12 protein-coding genes, 3 tRNA genes and 1 pseudogene are annotated in these 15,456 nt (G+C 70.5%); 9 read left to right on the top strand and 7 right to left on the bottom strand.

From position 1 onward, the window contains the following. Positions 1-5 precede the first annotated feature (5 nt). Positions 6-902 carry a succinate--CoA ligase subunit alpha gene (sucD, locus tag ABD883_RS03325; protein ID WP_345029839.1) on the top strand — a complete coding sequence of 299 codons (897 nt, stop codon included), beginning with the start codon at positions 6-8 and terminating at the stop codon, positions 900-902. Between the two features lie 130 nt (positions 903-1,032). On the opposite strand, the gene ABD883_RS03320 is transcribed toward sucD, so the two are convergent. Both ABD883_RS03320 and ABD883_RS03315 read right to left on the bottom strand, forming a co-directional pair. Further along, a complete protein-coding gene (locus ABD883_RS03320; protein ID WP_345029836.1) occupies positions 1,033-2,040 on the bottom strand; it encodes a hypothetical protein in 1,008 nt (335 codons plus the stop codon). Between the two features lie 200 nt (positions 2,041-2,240). Continuing rightward, positions 2,241-2,633, bottom strand: coding sequence for a universal stress protein (locus tag ABD883_RS03315; RefSeq protein WP_137317924.1), 393 nt, complete (start codon positions 2,631-2,633; stop codon positions 2,241-2,243). 207 nt (positions 2,634-2,840) lie between these two features. On the opposite strand from ABD883_RS03315, the gene ABD883_RS03310 reads away from it, so the two are divergent. The 4 genes from ABD883_RS03310 (at position 2,841) to ABD883_RS03295 (ending at position 9,588) form a co-directional block, all read left to right on the top strand. Further along, positions 2,841-4,367, top strand: a complete 1,527-nt coding sequence (locus ABD883_RS03310) for a class I SAM-dependent methyltransferase (protein WP_345029834.1) — start codon at positions 2,841-2,843, stop codon at positions 4,365-4,367. Between the two features lie 168 nt (positions 4,368-4,535). Further along, positions 4,536-6,335 carry an N-acetylglutaminylglutamine amidotransferase gene (locus ABD883_RS03305; RefSeq protein WP_345029832.1) on the top strand — a complete coding sequence of 600 codons (1,800 nt, stop codon included), beginning with the start codon at positions 4,536-4,538 and terminating at the stop codon, positions 6,333-6,335. Between the two features lie 4 nt (positions 6,336-6,339). Continuing rightward, positions 6,340-8,097, top strand: coding sequence for an N-acetylglutaminylglutamine synthetase (gene ngg / locus ABD883_RS03300; protein ID WP_345029830.1), 1,758 nt, complete (start codon positions 6,340-6,342; stop codon positions 8,095-8,097). Between the two features lie 93 nt (positions 8,098-8,190). Continuing rightward, positions 8,191-9,588, top strand: coding sequence for an osmoprotectant NAGGN system M42 family peptidase (locus ABD883_RS03295; protein WP_217494872.1), 1,398 nt, complete (start codon positions 8,191-8,193; stop codon positions 9,586-9,588). A gap of 55 nt (positions 9,589-9,643) precedes the next feature. On the opposite strand, the gene ABD883_RS03290 is transcribed toward ABD883_RS03295, so the two are convergent. Continuing rightward, a tRNA-Leu gene (locus tag ABD883_RS03290) sits at positions 9,644-9,725 on the bottom strand. A gap of 71 nt (positions 9,726-9,796) precedes the next feature. Next, positions 9,797-10,264 carry a thioredoxin-dependent thiol peroxidase gene (bcp, locus tag ABD883_RS03285; RefSeq protein ID WP_345029826.1) on the bottom strand — a complete coding sequence of 156 codons (468 nt, stop codon included), beginning with the start codon at positions 10,262-10,264 and terminating at the stop codon, positions 9,797-9,799. A gap of 168 nt (positions 10,265-10,432) precedes the next feature. Between bcp and ABD883_RS03280 the strand changes: the two genes are divergently transcribed. The 3 genes from ABD883_RS03280 (at position 10,433) to ABD883_RS03270 (ending at position 11,198) form a co-directional block, all read left to right on the top strand. Further along, positions 10,433-10,720 carry a DUF3618 domain-containing protein gene (locus ABD883_RS03280; RefSeq protein WP_137317919.1) on the top strand — a complete coding sequence of 96 codons (288 nt, stop codon included), beginning with the start codon at positions 10,433-10,435 and terminating at the stop codon, positions 10,718-10,720. A gap of 22 nt (positions 10,721-10,742) precedes the next feature. Continuing rightward, a complete protein-coding gene (locus ABD883_RS03275) occupies positions 10,743-11,036 on the top strand; it encodes a GroES family chaperonin (protein WP_425548416.1) in 294 nt (97 codons plus the stop codon). Positions 11,037-11,122: 86 nt separating this feature from the next. Further along, positions 11,123-11,198: transfer RNA gene (locus ABD883_RS03270), tRNA-Lys, on the top strand. Positions 11,199-11,362: 164 nt separating this feature from the next. On the opposite strand, the gene ABD883_RS03265 is transcribed toward ABD883_RS03270, so the two are convergent. Both ABD883_RS03265 and ABD883_RS03260 read right to left on the bottom strand, forming a co-directional pair. Continuing rightward, entirely contained in the window at positions 11,363-12,616 is a 1,254-nt protein-coding gene (locus ABD883_RS03265) for an MSCRAMM family adhesin (protein ID WP_345029820.1), read from the bottom strand. Between the two features lie 215 nt (positions 12,617-12,831). Further along, complete coding sequence (locus tag ABD883_RS03260; RefSeq protein ID WP_345029818.1) at positions 12,832-14,586, bottom strand: hypothetical protein; 1,755 nt, start codon at positions 14,584-14,586, stop codon at positions 12,832-12,834. A 275-nt stretch (positions 14,587-14,861) separates the two neighbouring features. Here ABD883_RS03260 and ABD883_RS03255 point away from each other — a divergent pair. Beyond that, positions 14,862-14,937 (top strand) — tRNA-His (locus ABD883_RS03255). Between the two features lie 275 nt (positions 14,938-15,212). On the opposite strand, the pseudogene ABD883_RS03250 reads toward ABD883_RS03255, so the two are convergent. Continuing rightward, a pseudogene (locus ABD883_RS03250) lies at positions 15,213-15,456 on the bottom strand (integrase core domain-containing protein); the annotation flags it as partial.

Raw genomic sequence — 15,456 nt, 5'->3', positions numbered from 1 at the left:
ACACCATGTCGATTTTCCTCAACCAGGATTCGAAGATCATCGTCCAGGGCATCACCGGCGGTGAGGGAACCAAGCACACCGCGCGGATGCTCGCCGCCGGCGCCAATGTGGTCGGCGGCGTCAACGCCCGCAAGGCCGGCACCACCGTGAGCCACAAGGACGCCGCCGGCGCGGACGTCGAGCTGCCGGTGTTCGCCTCCGTCGGCGAGGCCATGGAGGCCACCGGCGCGAACGTGTCCGTCGCCTTCGTGCCCCCGGCGTTCTCCAAGGACGCGGGCTTCGAGGCCATCGATGCCGGCATCGAGCTCCTCGTCATCATCACCGAGGGCATCCCGGTGCAGGACTCCGCCGCGATCTGGGCGCACGCCACCGAGAAGGGCAACGCGACCCGGATCATCGGCCCGAACTGCCCGGGCATCATCTCCCCCGGGGAATCGCTCGCGGGCATCATCCCGTCGAACATCACCGAGAAGGGCAAGCTCGGCCTCGTGTCGAAGTCGGGCACGCTGACCTACCAGATGATGTACGAGCTGCGGGACCTCGGCTTCACCACCTGCATCGGCATCGGCGGCGACCCGGTCATCGGCACCACCCACATCGACGCGCTCGCCGCGTTCGAGAAGGACCCGGAGACCGAGGCGATCGTGATGATCGGCGAGATCGGCGGCGACGCCGAGGAGCGCGCGGCCGAGTTCATCAAGGCCAACGTCACCAAGCCGGTCGTCGGCTACGTCGCGGGCTTCACCGCGCCGGAGGGCAAGACGATGGGCCACGCCGGCGCGATCGTGTCCGGCTCGTCGGGCACCGCGCAGGCGAAGAAGGAGGCCCTCGAGGCCGCCGGCGTCAAGGTCGGCAAGACGCCTTCGGAGACCGCGCAGCTGATGCGCGATCTCCTCGCCTGATCTCCAGGCGACAGGCCGCGGGGCTGCCTTGCGGCAGATGCCCGCGAAAGCTGCAGTGGCCCGCACCACCTGAACAGGTTGTGCGGGCCACTGCAGGTTCTGCGGGAGTTTCGTGATTCGGACCGGGTGGTCAAGCGGCACTGCGGGTTGCGAGGTGCCGAGCGATGCGTGCGCACAGGCGTCGCATCGCCGCCGGGTCGAAGAGATCGCGCCATTCGACGCGGATGACCTCCCAGCCGGCGGCGCGCAGGTCGGCTTCCCGCCGACGCTCCTGCTTCAGCGCCGCCCGGCCGTCCGCATCATCGAGGAAGTACTTCCCGTAGCCGTCGAACTCGATCGCGAGCTTCGTCCCGGAGTGGGCGAAGTCCACACGTGCGACGAACCCGTGCTCGTCGTACACCGAATACTGCTCGACCAGGTCGCCGAGCAGCCCGGCACGATCGAGACGGATCTTGAGGAGTGCTTCGCCCGCGCTCTCGCTGCGCCCGCTGAGGAGGCGGAGCAGCGCGTCATCGACGTGCAGTCGCCTGCCGGGATGCGAGTCCCGAGAGACGATGAGGTCCTCGGCGGTGAGCGCTCCGCTGCGAAGGGCGGCCTCGGCCATCGGCAGCCCTTGGTCGAGGCCCCGGGTGCGTGCGATGTCGAGGACGGTCCGTGCGGGCGAGGTGGTGCGCAGTCCCGAGACCTCCACGATCTGATCGGCACCGACCTGCATCGGTCGGAGCCGGGTGTACCCCTTCTGCCTGCTCTTGCCCGGTCGCTGCACCTCGACCAGCGGTCTCTCGTCGATCGCGAAGGGGAGGGCATGGAGATGGGCGGCACTGCCGTGCGAGAATACCGCAGCTCCGCTCGAGACGAGCCGGCCCCCATGCCGGGTTGCGGTGAACGCCTCGATGAGGAGGGCACGACCGGCGGCGTAGCGGATGTGCGCGGTGTTCGACCCGAGTGATGCCAAGCGGTCGTCATCGATCGGTTCGATCATCCGGGTGCCGGGGCGGTGGAGCGGTTCGGTGCATCGGCGGTGCAGCAGGTACACGCCGGGCATCAGTCGCTTGAGGCAGCACGCCGTCATGGCGGATATCGTGCGCCAGTGCGCCCCATGATCGAACAGATCCTGCTGAGTGACGATGAGGCTCATGGCACCAGGCTCCATCGCCCGGCAGCCCCGGACAAGACCCCCTCCACTGCCTGTGGACGACTGCCCGTCCTCAGGTCACAGGGCTCCATGAGGGGAAAGTCCCGCAATTCCTGCACTCACCCCTTCGACCTGAACAGGTTGTGAGGGGGATTGCAGGAATCGCGGGACTTTCGGGGAAGGCCGGGGCGGCCGCGCCAGGGTCAGGCCTTGACGGAGACCACGGGGACGGGGGAGCCGAGGATGATCCGCTGCGCGGACGAGCCCATGATGAGCTTGCCGACGGCCGAGCGCTTGCGGGAACCGATGATGATCATCGAGACCTCGGGGGACGCCTCCGCGAGCGCGAGGATCTCCTCGACGGCGTCGTTGCCGCGCAGGAACTGCTTGAGCTCGTACTTGATGCTCGCGGACTGGAGCTTCTTCACGATCTCGGCGAGCTGCTCCTCCGAGGCGACGCCGCGCTCGTCCTTCGATTCGCCGATCCCGGCGTTGAGCACGAGCAGGGTGTCGTCGAATGCGCGGGCCTGGCGGATGCCGAATTCCACTGCTGCGGTGCCTTCGGGGTTCGGCGTGTAGCCGACGAGAATGGTCATGGGGGATCTCCTCAACGGGGCCGGTCGTCCCTGTCCACCATAGTCGGCGCCGGCCGGACCGTGCACGAGGCGTCCGCCCCGGTCGGCCCGCCCCACCTGCGCCTCTGCGGTGGGGTGCGCACATCGGCGGCGTCGTCCCGACCTGCCGGGGTGCTCCTCCCCGCGGCGCGCAGCCTCCCTGCCGCACCGTCTCCGTAGACTGTCGCCATGCCCGCCTCCCTCCTGCCCGAAGCCCTGCTCCGCCCCGACGGACCGATCGCGGCCACCGACCGGGAGCTCGCCGCAGTGTTCGCCGGCTGGCCGCTCGGTCACCCCGATGCGCGCCTGGTCCAGGAGTACCTGACGGGCCGCGCTGCCGGGGTGCTCGACGTCTCCGGCCGACCGGCGGCGGGAAGCGGTGCGGAGGCCGCCACGATGGGGACGGACGGAAACGGCACGGACGGAGCGGGCACCGACCGAACTGACGGGGTTGACACTCCGGCACCCGGCTCGATCGTCCTCGACGACGCGAGCGGCGCCCTCGCTCTCGTGGTCGCACTCACCGGGGCCGGCCCGGTCGTCGCCTACGCGGACTCGATCGCAGCCGAGGAGTCCGCGCGCCGGGCCGTCGACGCGGTCGAGGCGGTCGGATCACGCATCCAGCGGATGGCATCCGTGCAGCCCACCCCCGGGTTGCGGGCGCTCGCCGAGGCATCGCGCTCCCTCCCCGGGCCCTGCCGGGTGATCCTCTCCGCACCGAAGGCGGTGCGGGTGCTCGACGAGTACCTCGAGGTGCTCGCCCCGGTGGCCGCGGAGTTCGTCGTCGTCGGACGCGACAAGCACATGAGCCGGGGGCTCAACGCCGAGCTCGCGAAGTTCTACGACCGCGTCGATGTGTCGCCCGGCCGCGCGAAGTCCCGACTCCTCATCGCCTCGCGACCGCGGAGCGCGGCTTCGCAGGGAACCGCATCGCACGCTCCGGTCCCGGGTGCCTCCGATCGGATCCCCGCCCCGCGGACCGCTGCCGTGAGCACGCGGGTCCCCGGCATCCCGGACATCCGGGTGAGCGCGTTCGGCGCCTGCTTCGGCGGCCCGACATCCGACCCCGGATCCGAGCTCCTCCTCGACGCCGTCCGCAGCCACCTCGGCCCGGCGGCACCGGCGACGGACCTGCCCGAAGCCGACGGCTCCCCGCCCGCGGCAGCGGAACCCGTTCCCACGGACGCCGACCAGCCGGTGGCGCCCCGCCGTATCCTCGACCTCGGCTGCGGCAACGGCTGGCTGCTCGCCGCGCTCGGCGCGCTCCACCCCGGAGCGGCACTCACCGGTGTGGACGTGTCCCGGGCGGCGATCGCCTCGGCCGCGGTGACCTGCGCCGCCGGGACGCCTGACGGGAACGGCTCACGGGCGCGTGCCGCCGACCCGCACCACTCGCAGCCGACCTGTCCGCGGCTCCTCCTCCAGGACGCGACCGCTCCGCTGCCCTGGGGCGCGGGAGCCGAGGCAGTCGCGGCCGGCATGTTCGACCTCGTCGTCCTCAACCCGCCGTTCCATGACGGGACGACCATCGAGACGGGCACCGCGCGGACCCTCATCCACCGGGCGCACGAGCTGCTCGCCCCCGGCGGGCGCCTCGTCTGCGTCTTCAACACGCACCTGCGGTACCGTCCGATCGTCGACCGCGTCTTCGGGACCTCCGTGCAGTGGGCGCGCGACCGCCGATTCACCGTGGTGAGCGCCGCAGCCCCGACCTGACGGCACAGGCCGCCTTGCCGCGACCGGGACCAGCTCGGCTGTCCTCGGCGGAGCCGCCGTGACCTCGCCCGCCTTCCCCGTCCGCCCGCACCGGCACCGTGCCCGAACCGATAGGATGAGAATCCGGGTCAGTCCCGGGACGCCGACGAGATGAGGATGTGAGAGGCCATGTGCGGAATCTGTGGTGAGATCGGGACGGTCCACGCGCCGGACAGCGCCGCTGTCGAGGCGATGAGCCGGACCATGACGGACCGCGGTCCCGACGGCCAGGGCACCTACGCGAAGGACAACGTCGTCTTCGGCCACCGCCGGCTCGCGATCATCGACCTCTCCGACGCCGGCGCCCAGCCCATGCACGACCCGGACACGCGCCTGAGCATCGTCTTCAACGGCTGCATCTACAACTACCCGGAACTCCTCGAGGAGCTCCGCGGCCTCGGCCACTCCTTCCGCGGCCACTCCGACACCGAGGTCATCCTCAAGGCCTACGCGCAGTGGGGAGAGGACTTCGTCCACCGCCTCAAGGGCATGTTCGCCTTCGCGCTGTTCGACGAGCGCACCGGCCGCGTGCTCGCAGGCCGCGACCGGCTGGGCATCAAGCCGTTCTACTACGCCGAGGTCGACGGCAGCTTCCGCTTCGCCTCCACCCTCCCGGCGATCCTCGCCGGTGGGGGAGTCGACACCCGGATCGACCCCGTCGCCCTCCACCACTACATGACCTTCCACGCCGTCGTGCCCGCGCCGTACACCATGCTCCAGGGCGTGCGGAAGCTCCCGCCGGCCACCCTCATGTGGATCGAGCCCGACGGCACCCGCACGCAGAAGACCTACTGGGAACCGATCTACGAGGGCGATCCGGCGAAGGCCGACTGGTCGGACAACGACTGGGAGGACGCGATCCTCGAGAGCCTGCGCACCGCGGTGCGCCGCCGCCTCGTCGCCGATGTGCCCGTCGGCGTGCTGCTCTCCGGCGGACTCGACTCGAGCCTCATCGTCGGCCTGCTCGCCGAGGAGGGCCAGCACGGGCTCAACACCTTCTCGATCGGCTTCGAGGCCGCCGGCGGCGAGGAGGGCGACGAGTTCAAGTACTCCGACGTCATCGCCGAGCACTTCGGGACCCGCCACCACCAGATCCGGATCGACACCGCCCGCATGCTGCCGGCGCTCGGGAACGCGATCCATGCGATGTCCGAGCCCATGGTGTCCCACGACGCCGTCGCCTTCTACCTCCTCAGCGAGGAGGTCGCCAAGCACGTCAAGGTCGTCCAGTCCGGGCAGGGTGCCGACGAGGTGTTCGCCGGCTACCACTGGTACCCGCCGATGTACGCCGCCGGGACCGACCCGGAGGCCGCGCTCGCGAGCTACCGGGGCGCCTTCTTCGACCGCAGCCACGAGGAGATGGCGCAGCTCGTCAGCCCCCGGTTCCTCGCCGGCTCGGACGTATCCGGCGAGTTCGTCGACGCCCACTTCCGGCACCCGGGCGCGTCGAGCGCGATCGACAAGGCGCTGCGGATCGACACCCAGATCATGCTCACCGACGACCCGGTCAAGCGCGTGGACAACATGACGATGGCGTGGGGCCTCGAGGCGCGCGTGCCGTTCCTCGACCACGACCTCGTCGAGCTCGCCGCGCAGTGCCCGGCCCGCCTCAAGACCGCGCAGGACGGCAAGGGCGTGCTCAAGGAGGCCGGTCGCAGGGTCATCCCGGCCGCCGTCATCGACCGGCCGAAGGGCTACTTCCCGGTGCCGGCGCTCAAGCACCTCGCCGGCCCCTACCTCGAAATGGTGACCGACGCCGTGACCGGGCAGACCGCACGGGACCGCGGGCTGTTCCAGCAGGACTCCGTGGCGCAGCTGCTGCAGGATCCGAACGGGAACCTCACTCCGCTGCGCGGCAACCGCCTGTGGCAGATCGCGCTGCTCGAGCTGTGGCTGCAGAGCCATGGCATCACGGGGCCGGCCGCCTGAACCCATGCCCCAGCCCACCGCCCACCCCGGCCCGGACCCGACCGGCACCGGCGAACAGGAGACACCGATGAAGACCGACGTGATCCAGGAGCTGGGCTGGGGCCGACTGGTCTTCGGCCAGACCTTCTCGGAGATCGAGGAGATCGGCCGCGTGCTGCGCGACGAGGCCGGCGGCACGCGCGACATCTGCATGTACCTCAAGGATCCGCACGTGCTCGTGGCACTCCACCCGGAGGAGTACTTCATCGACCCGAGCCACACGTACCGGCTCGACCTCACCGGGGAGATCCCGGAGTCGACCCCGATCCCGGGGATCGAGATCCGCCCCGTCCGCACGAAGGACGAGGCCGAGCGGATGAACCGGATCTACGTGCTCCGGCAGATGGTGCCCGCCGATGTCGAGGTGATGTGGGACAACCACAACCACAACCCCGCGGTGCAGTACCTCGTCGCGGTCGACACCGCCGACGGGGAGATCATCGGGACCGTCACCGGCGTGGACCACCGGGCGCTGTTCGACGACCCGGACCGCGGTTCCTCGCTGTGGTGCCTCGCCGTCGATCCGGCGACCGTCCACGCCGGGCTCGGCAAGCAGCTCGCGATCACCCTCGCCCATCGGATGCGCGATGCCGGCGCGGCGTTCATGGACCTGTCGGTGATGTGGGACAACGAGGGCGCGATCAAGCTCTACGAGCGGCTCGGCTTCGACCGCACCCCGGTCTACGGCATCAAGCGCAAGAACGCGATCAACGAGAAGCTGTACGCGAAGCGGCAGATCGAGGGACTCGAGGAGCTCAACCCGTACTCGCGGATCATCGCCGACGAGGCGATCCGCCGCGGCATCCGCGTCACCGTGCTCGACGCCGACACCGGCTACATCCAGCTCGAGCACGGCGGCCGCACCGTCATCACCCGGGAATCCCTGTCGCAGTACACCACCGCGGTGGCGATGAGCCGGTGCGAGGACAAGCGGGTCACCCGCAAGATCGTGGAGAAGGCCGGGGTGCGCGTGCCCCGGGGCCGCAGCGCCACCTTCGATCAGGAGGATGTCGAGTTCCTCGACGAGGTCGGCGCTCTCGTCGTCAAGCCGGTGCGCGGTGAGCAGGGCGCCGGGATCACCATCGGGGTGCAGACGGAGAAGCAGCTCAAGGACGCGCTCCGGCGCGCCGGGGGCGAGGGCTCCGAGGTGCTCCTCGAGGAGTTCGCCGAGGGCGACGACCTGCGGATCCTCGTCATCAACGGCCGCGTGTCGGCGGCGGCGATCCGCCGGCCGGCGACGATCGTCGGCGACGGCGAGACGCCGATCCACGAACTCATCCGCCGCCATTCGAAGCGGCGCGCCGCCGCGACCGGCGGGGAGTCGAAGATCCCGCTCGACGACGCGACCGAGGCGACCGTGCGCGAGGGCGGCTACACCTTCGACGACGTGCTCGAGGCGGGGGAGCGGCTGCAGGTCCGCCGGACCGCGAACCTCCACACCGGCGGCACCATCCACGACGTCACCGACCGGCTCAGCCCAGCCCTCGCCCAGGCGGCGCTCACCGCCACCAAGGCGATCGACATCCCGGTGAGCGGCATCGACCTGCTCGTGCCCGACGTCGAGGGCGAGGAGTACGTGTTCATCGAGGCCAATGAGCGTCCCGGGCTGGCGAACCACGAACCGCAGCCCGTGCCGGCGGAGTTCATCGACTACCTGTTCCCGAACTCCGCCCGCACCCCGTGGACCTGGCAGCCGGAGAAGCCGCAGGACCCCGTCAACTGAGGTCCCCGCGCGCCGCCGCCCGAGACCGTTTCACCGGCGGTTCGTCGAGCCGCTACTCTTGCCGTGAGCAGTGAGAACGCAGCAGGAGGCACCATGAAGGACCATACGGACGACCTCGCCGGGATCGATGCGGTCGGCACCGACACCGCAGGAACGGACACGACCACCACCGGCACCGCCCGGGCCGGCACCGCACCGAGCGACGACCGGACGATCGACGTGCAGGAGCTCGGCAAGGCGAACCTCACCGGGTTCCAGGACCTGTCGACCGGTGAGATCGACACCGAGTGGATGGTCGACATCCTGTTCCGGCTGCTGCGCACCCCCAGCCCGTCCGGCCGCACGGACGCCGTCATGCAGTACATCGGCGACATCGTCAACGACCTCGGACTCGACTCGACGGTGACCCGGCAGGGCACCCTCATCGTCGACCTGCCGGGGGAGACGGAGACCTTCGACCGCTCGCTCGTCGTGCACGCCGACACGATCGGCTGCATGGTGTCGGGTCTCAAGCCCAACGGGCGCCTCTCAGTGGTGCCGGTCGGCACCTTCTCCGCACGCTTCGCCGAGGGCGCCCGGGTGCAGATCGTCACCGAGTTCCCCGACGTCGTCTACACCGGCACCATCCTGCCGCTCAAGTCGAGCGGGCACGCGTTCGGCGACGAGATCGACACGCAGGGCGTCGGCTGGGAGCACGTCGAAGTCCGCGTCGACGAGCGCGTCGAGTCGAGGGAGGGGCTCGAGGAGCTCGGCATCGAGATCGGGAACACCGTGGCGCTCATGGCCGGGCCGCAGCGGTCCCGCTCCGGGTACATCAACTCCCGCCACCTCGACGGCAAGGCCGGGGTCGCGATCGCGCTCGCCGCGGCGAAGAGCGTCAAGGAGGGCCGTCTGCGCCTGCCGCACCGGACGAGCATCATGGTGACGATCTTCGAAGAGGTCGGCCACGGTGCCTCGTCCGGGGTGTCCGACGACGTCGCAGAGCTCGTGTCGATCGACAACGCGGTGTGCGCGCCGGGTCAGAATGCGATCGAGTACGGCATCACGATCCCGCTCAAGGACATGCACGGGCCCTTCGACTACCACCTCACCCGCAAGCTCATCACGCTGGCCCAGCGCCACGAGCTGCCGGTGGCCCGCGACATCTTCCACTTCTACCGCTCCGATGTCGCCGCCGCGCTCGAGGCCGGTGCCGGGGCGCGCGCGGCGCTCCTGGCGTTCGGACTCGATGCCTCGCACGGCTGGGAGCGCACGCACGTCGACTCCCTCAGGGCCTGCGCGGAGCTCGTCACGCTGTGGCTGCAGACGCCGCTCACCCTCGAGGAGTGGGACGCGAACAAGACCGGAGACCTCAAGGACTTCCCGTCCCAGCGGCAGCCGGCGATCGGGGAGCGGCCCGGCGACATGCAGCACGAGGGCAAGATCTCCAACGTCCCGCGCTACCGGCCCGACGAGGACCCGGGCACGGACCTGCAGCCCGACCAGGGCTGAGATCGGTCGCTCCCCGGCGCTGCGGTGCCGGGGGGAGCGGGCCGGGGCCGAGGTGTGCGCGAGAGGGGACTTGAACCCCTACGTCCGAAGACACTGGAACCTAAATCCAGCGCGTCTGCCGATTCCGCCACTCGCGCGAGTCGCACCGAGATCCTATCCCACGAGCAGGTGGAGCCGTGCTCGAGGTGCCCCGGTGCGACGGCAGCGCTCAGTCGAGGCCGAGCTGCTTGCGGAGCCGGGCGACGTGCCCGGTGGCCTTGACGTTGTACTGAGCGTGCTCGACCGTGCCCTCGGCGTCGATCACGACAGTGGAGCGGATGACGCCCTGCACGACCTTGCCGTAGTTCTTCTTCTCGCCGAACGCGCCCCACTCCTTCATCATCTCCTTGTCCGGATCGGACAGGAGCGGGAAGTTCAGCCCCTCCTTCTCGACGAACTTCGCGAGCTTCTCCGGGGAGTCAGGTGAGACCCCGAGCACTGCGACGCCGGCGGCCTCGAGCGCGGCGAGGGAGTCGCGGAAGTCGCATGCCTGGGTGGTGCAGCCCGGGGTCATGGCCGCGGGATAGAAGTACACGACCACACGGCGGCCGCGGTAGTCCGACAGCGTAACGGGGGTGCCGGTGGAATCGGGCAGGGTGAAGTCCGGGGCGGTGTCGCCGATCTCGAGGCGGGGCACGATGGAGTCCTTTCTCTGGCGGTCTGTCCGGTTCAACCATAGCCGCCGGGATTCGGTAAGCTCAGGGGCGAAGGATACGGTGCGGCACCCGGGCGCAGCAGCGGCGACTGCAGGCTCTGGGCGCGGGGCGCGGCACCGCCACACCCGCCGACCCGAGGACACATCACCATGAGCAGCAACGTCTACACCTCCGACGTCACCGTCGACTCCGCCGACAAGGCCCAGCTCGTCGAATCGATCCGCCTGCGCGAACAGCGCCTCGCCGCGAATGTCGACGAGCTCATGGGGCGGGTGCACCCCTCGGCGCTGGCGAACCGCGCGGCGGAGAGCGCCAAGTCCGTGCTCGTGGCCGACGACGGCTCGGTCAAGTCGGATCGCGCGGCGCTCATCGGCGGTGTGATCCTCAGCGTCGCCGCACTCGTCACCTTCCTCGCCATCCGGAAGTCGCGTGCCTGATTCCGCAGGCCTCCCGATCCGGATGCTCCACGACCGGATCCTCGTCCAGCCGGGTCGGGAATCGGGCGAGCGGAAGTCCCGCGCCGGGATCGTCATCCCCGCCACCGCGGCGGTGGGCCGCCGGCTCGGCTGGGGAGAGGTCGTCGCCGCGGGTCCGCACGTCCGCCAGGTGAGCCTGGGCGACATGATCCTCTTCGATCCCGAGGACCGCGCCGAGGTCGAGTTCGAGGGCAGTGCGTACACGCTCCTGCGGGAGCGCGACGTCCACGCGATCGGACAGCAGGCCGGCGACGAATCGACCGGGCTCTACCTCTGATCCGGTGCCCGGAGTGAAACGTGCCACATTCTCCGGATTCGAGTTCTCGTCGGCCTCGGAGTGAGTGTATAGTGGTGACTCGTTGCGCACCTCTAGCTCAATTGGTAGAGCAACTGACTCTTAATCAGTGGGTTCCGGGTTCGAGTCCCGGGGGGTGTACCACCGAAAGCGTCCGTCCAGGTCTGATGACCAGGGCGGGCGCTTTCTCATGTGCCGGGCACCTGCGCGGTGCCCATGTGCGGGGTCCGGGAGCTGGGGGCGCGACAGCCCGGTGAAGCCTCGACGGCAGTCCGGTTCGGGGTGGTTCGGTCGGGGCCGCGGGGGCTTCAGTGCTCGTCGGAGCCGCGACGGCCGATGACGAAGGCGATGAAGGCCAGGCATAGCAGGCCGATGGCGATGAGCGCTGCGAGCGGCCAGCTGAAGCCGAACCCGGTGGCGTCACCGGCGGCATCGATATCGGAGTCGGTGTCGGGATCAGGGGTCGCGTCGTCGGTCCCGTCGCTGATGACGTCCTGGTCGTCCTGGGAGCCCGGAGCCTGCGGCACCGGGTCGGAGTAGTCCTCGTTCAGCGCCTGGCCCGAGTTCCCCGCCTGCGGAGCCCAGTCGGTGCCGGCCCTGTTGGGGACCTCGGTGCCCGAGGAACCGCCGCTGCCGGTCACCGGATCGTTCGTCCGCGGTCGCCGGTCGCCGGATCCGGAACCGCGGTCGTCCGCTCCCGGACCGGAGTCGTCGGACTCGGGGTCGGCCGGCTCGTCACCGCTGTCGTCGGGGTCATCGGATTCGTCGCGCGGTCCGGAATCGTCGCGCCCCGGGTCATCCGGGGTCGGTTCGGGCTCAGGGGAGCTCGGAGTCGGGGTGGGTTCCGGGGTCGGTTCGGGCTCAGGGGAGCTCGGAGCCGGGGTGGGTTCCGGGGTGGGGGTGCCGCTCGGAGTCCCCTCATCCGGATCGGTTCCACCATCGCCGGGGTTCTCCGGGTCGCCCGTGGGAGTCGGGGTCGGCGTGGGCGCCGGCGTCGCCGACGGAGAAGAGGTGTCCGTGGGAGTGGGGCCCGGTGTCGGGGAGGCGGTCTCCGTCGGACTGGGGTCGGGCGTCGGCTCGGACGTCGGCGTATCCGTCGGCTCCGGTGCCGCGGTCGGGCCCGGCGTCGGATCTGCGGTCGGTTCCGGTGTCGGATCTGCGGTCGGATCGACCGGCCCCAGGCCGGGGTCATCGCTCGGGTCCGAGCCCGGTTCGCTCGGGCCGATCTCCGGGTCCTCAGCGGGCGCCTCGGCATCGGTGCCGCTGTCCTGCGGAACGTCCTGCGGGGATTCCTGCTGCGGAGCCTCCGGCGCCGGTTCCGTCGGGATCGCGGCGGGGCCCGGAACGTTCGTGGGCTGCGGTGAGGGGGCGGGCGCCTCGGCGGCGGGTGCCTCGGGAGCGGCAACGGGCGCCTCGGGTGCGGTGTCGGACTCGGATGCCGGGGGAGCGGGTGCGGGCCCGGCCGTCGGAACGGCTGCCGCCCCGATCGCGGAACCGCCGGCGAGGAGCGCAGCGACGCCCACGGCGGCGGCGGTGCGGCCGATCATCGGGCTGGGGCGCACGTGCGGTCCTCGGGGTCGACATCGAATGGAGGAGTTCCGGGGTGTGGCCCGGGGTCGTCGTCGCCGGCGTTCGATCAGGGTGGTGGCCGAGCGGGGGACGGCTGTGACGCTCCTGTGTTCATCGTAACGACTACGGTGCGTAGAAGACGAAAGCGACGCTTACACAACGACCGCAATTCGTGCGCGGCGCGGTTCGCGCCCATGCGGCGCCGGGTTCACTGGGCGGGGTAGCCGACGACCCGGTCCTGGCCGGTGCGCACGATCGCGTGGGAACCGGAGTCGGTGACGGCGAGCAGATTCGCGTCCGAGCGCCACGCGGTGTTGCCGTGGAGCAGGTACCGCGTGTCGTCGATCGACGAGGGCACGATCTCCCCGCGCGGCTCGGCCATGCGCAGGTGGTGCGCGGTGGCGTTGCGCACGAGCAGCCCGCCGTCGACGGTGAAGAGGTAGGGGCCGATGACGGCCAGGCGGTATCCCTGCCCGCGCACCCAGTTCGCCTCGCCCACCGCGTCGGTCGTGGTCGACACGGTGGAGAAGATGCGACCGTCCGCGGCGGAGTGGACGACGAGCTGGATCCGGTGGCCGCTCGTCGCGCTCGCGCCCGGTTCGCCCCACAGCGACACGATCTTGCCGTGCCCGGCGGTCACCCAGCGGAAGATCTGCAGGTCGTCGGACGGGCTCTCGAGGAGGATCTCGGAGCTCTCGGCGGTGTCGACGTCCGTCGTGGTCACCGTGCCGGAGAACTCCGCGCTGATGAGCGCGGTGCCGTCGAGCGCCATCGGTGTGTACCCCGGGTCCGGGGTGGGGATCGCGGTGAGGCCGTCGCGGGTGAAGGTCGACAAGGAGTTGCCCTCCTTGATGAGCACGCTCGTGCCGGCCGAGGAGATGCGGGCGTCGTCCGGGATCGTGTACTCGATCGGGGCGGTCTCGCCGTCGAACAGGGCCTGGGCGCGGTCTCCGGTGCGCCACACGAGCGCGCGCTCGCCATCGATGACGGTGTCGACCGCGAAGCTGATCGGCGCGTCGATGTCCTCCGTGTACCGGGACTCGCCGGTTTCCGGGTCGAGGACGGCGAGGGCGTTGCCGTCGACGACGAGCACGCCGCGGCCCGTCGCCGTGACCGAGGCGGTCGCCGGCACCTCGGACTCCCACGTCGGCTGGGCGGCGAAACCGGGGACCGGGGTCCGGCCGTCCTCGAGGGCGAGCGAGTCCTCCGAGGTGTTCGTGCTGCCGGCCGGGATGCTCTGCGGGGTCAGCCCGTCGGGGGAGCCGATGATCCGGGGCAGGAAATAGGCGCCGAGCGCGACGACGAGCATGACCGCGAGAACGATCGTCGGTGCGGTGAGACCGCGCACCCGCGACCGACGGGGGTGATGCCGAGCGGCCCCGCTGTCGGGGGCCTTCGAGCGGGTGGGCGCACTGCGCGCGGACTGCGCCGCGGTCCGGCGGTCGGCCTGGCGCTGGGCCCGGCGGCGGGTGCGCGCATTCGCGCCGGGAGCGGCCGGACCGGAGTACGGGGTGCCGATCGGATAGCCGTCGGGCGTGCTGGCGCGCGGCGGCGAGGCGGCGGCCGGGTCTGTCTCCTCGGGCGCGGGGGGCTCCTCCGGTGCGGCGGCCGGGATCTCGGACTGCTGCGAGGGCGCGGCCGGCTGCGAGGGTGCGGATTGCTGCGAGGGTGCGAGCGGTGCGGCCTGCATGGAGACGCGGCCGCTCGGATCGATGTGGAGCGTGCGCACGGTGCCGTCGTCGTGGATCTCGAGGGTGACGGGCTGACCGCCCTCGCGGGCGAGCGCGGTCAGCCGGGTCATGGCAGCACCCAGGTCGGGATGGTGGGAGGTGGCACCATCCACGGTCGCTTCCGCCGAGCGATCGGCGGAGACGTGCACCTGGGCGATGGGCATGGAGCGGGTGACCTCGGTTCGGGATTCGGAGACGGGGAGGCGTGCGGCGACGACGACGGAGACAAGCATACGAACGTGCTCCGGGCATGACTGCGTCCGAGTCCGAATAGTTACCCTTCGGCGACCCAATCGTTGCGTTCCTCAGCGTTCGTGGAGGAACCGTCGGGGCGGGGGCGGGCAGGCATTGTTCCTGCTGTCGGCGGCGAGTGCAGGGCAACAGCGGCCCAGGTGCGAGGCACAGGCTGCGCGGCGCCGGTGGAGTGCGGGATTCATCACACCCACCCGGTTTGCCCCCCGGCCTGGGACCGCCCTAGAATGGTCGATGCTGCCTGCTGGCAGCGATGGTGGCTATAGCTCAGCTGGTAGAGCACCGCGTTGTGGTCGCGGGGGTCGCGGGTTCAAGTCCCGTTAGCCACCCCAAACGGGTCAGGTTTGAACTCGCGGCCAAGGGTCCGCCCTTGGTCGAGGGTTCAGCCTGGCCCATCTTCTTTGCCTCGGCGGCCCAGCTCAGCGCGTCGGCATGGAGGCCGGGGATGCTCAGCCCGTCGTACGGGTTGCGGTAGCCGACGCGCACGTCGTTGTCCTCGTCGATGTAGATCGTCTTGACCAGCGCCTGGTTGAGGAGCCGACGGTTCGCATCGTCGGCATGCTCGTAGATGTCGGCGGCGTTGGAGAGCAGTTTCAGGGAGTNTGTCCTCGAGCTCGACGGGTGGGATCATGCCGATATCGCCGTGGAGACGTCGGTGGTTGAACCAGTCGATGTACTCAGCGGTCGCGATCTCAAGCTCGTCGATGCCCGTCCAGGGGCCGTGGTTACGGTTCAGCTCGGCCTTGAACAGCGAGTTGAAGGCCTCGGCCAGGGCGTTGTCGTAAGAATCGCCGGTCGAGCCGACCGAGGCCACGGCCCCGGCTTCGGCGAGGCGCTGGGTGTAGCGGACG

The sequence above is a fragment of the Brevibacterium pityocampae genome, from assembly GCF_039541555.1.
GTDB lineage: Bacteria > Actinomycetota > Actinomycetes > Actinomycetales > Brevibacteriaceae > Brevibacterium > Brevibacterium pityocampae.
Note: the sequence above shows the minus strand (reverse complement) of the source record. Positions and strands in the feature narration are given on the sequence as shown.

Coding starts and splice junctions, on each gene's coding strand:
- sucD (WP_345029839.1), top strand. CDS start 6: ATGTCGATTTTCCTCAACCAGGATTCGAAGATCATCGTCCAGGGCATC.
- ABD883_RS03320 (WP_345029836.1), bottom strand. CDS start 2,040: ATGAGCCTCATCGTCACTCAGCAGGATCTGTTCGATCATGGGGCGCAC.
- ABD883_RS03315 (WP_137317924.1), bottom strand. CDS start 2,633: ATGACCATTCTCGTCGGCTACACGCCGAACCCCGAAGGCACCGCAGCA.
- ABD883_RS03310 (WP_345029834.1), top strand. CDS start 2,841: ATGCCCGCCTCCCTCCTGCCCGAAGCCCTGCTCCGCCCCGACGGACCG.
- ABD883_RS03305 (WP_345029832.1), top strand. CDS start 4,536: ATGTGCGGAATCTGTGGTGAGATCGGGACGGTCCACGCGCCGGACAGC.
- ngg (WP_345029830.1), top strand. CDS start 6,340: ATGCCCCAGCCCACCGCCCACCCCGGCCCGGACCCGACCGGCACCGGC.
- ABD883_RS03295 (WP_217494872.1), top strand. CDS start 8,191: ATGAAGGACCATACGGACGACCTCGCCGGGATCGATGCGGTCGGCACC.
- ABD883_RS03280 (WP_137317919.1), top strand. CDS start 10,433: ATGAGCAGCAACGTCTACACCTCCGACGTCACCGTCGACTCCGCCGAC.
- ABD883_RS03275 (WP_425548416.1), top strand. CDS start 10,743: ATGCTCCACGACCGGATCCTCGTCCAGCCGGGTCGGGAATCGGGCGAG.
- ABD883_RS03260 (WP_345029818.1), bottom strand. CDS start 14,586: ATGCTTGTCTCCGTCGTCGTCGCCGCACGCCTCCCCGTCTCCGAATCC.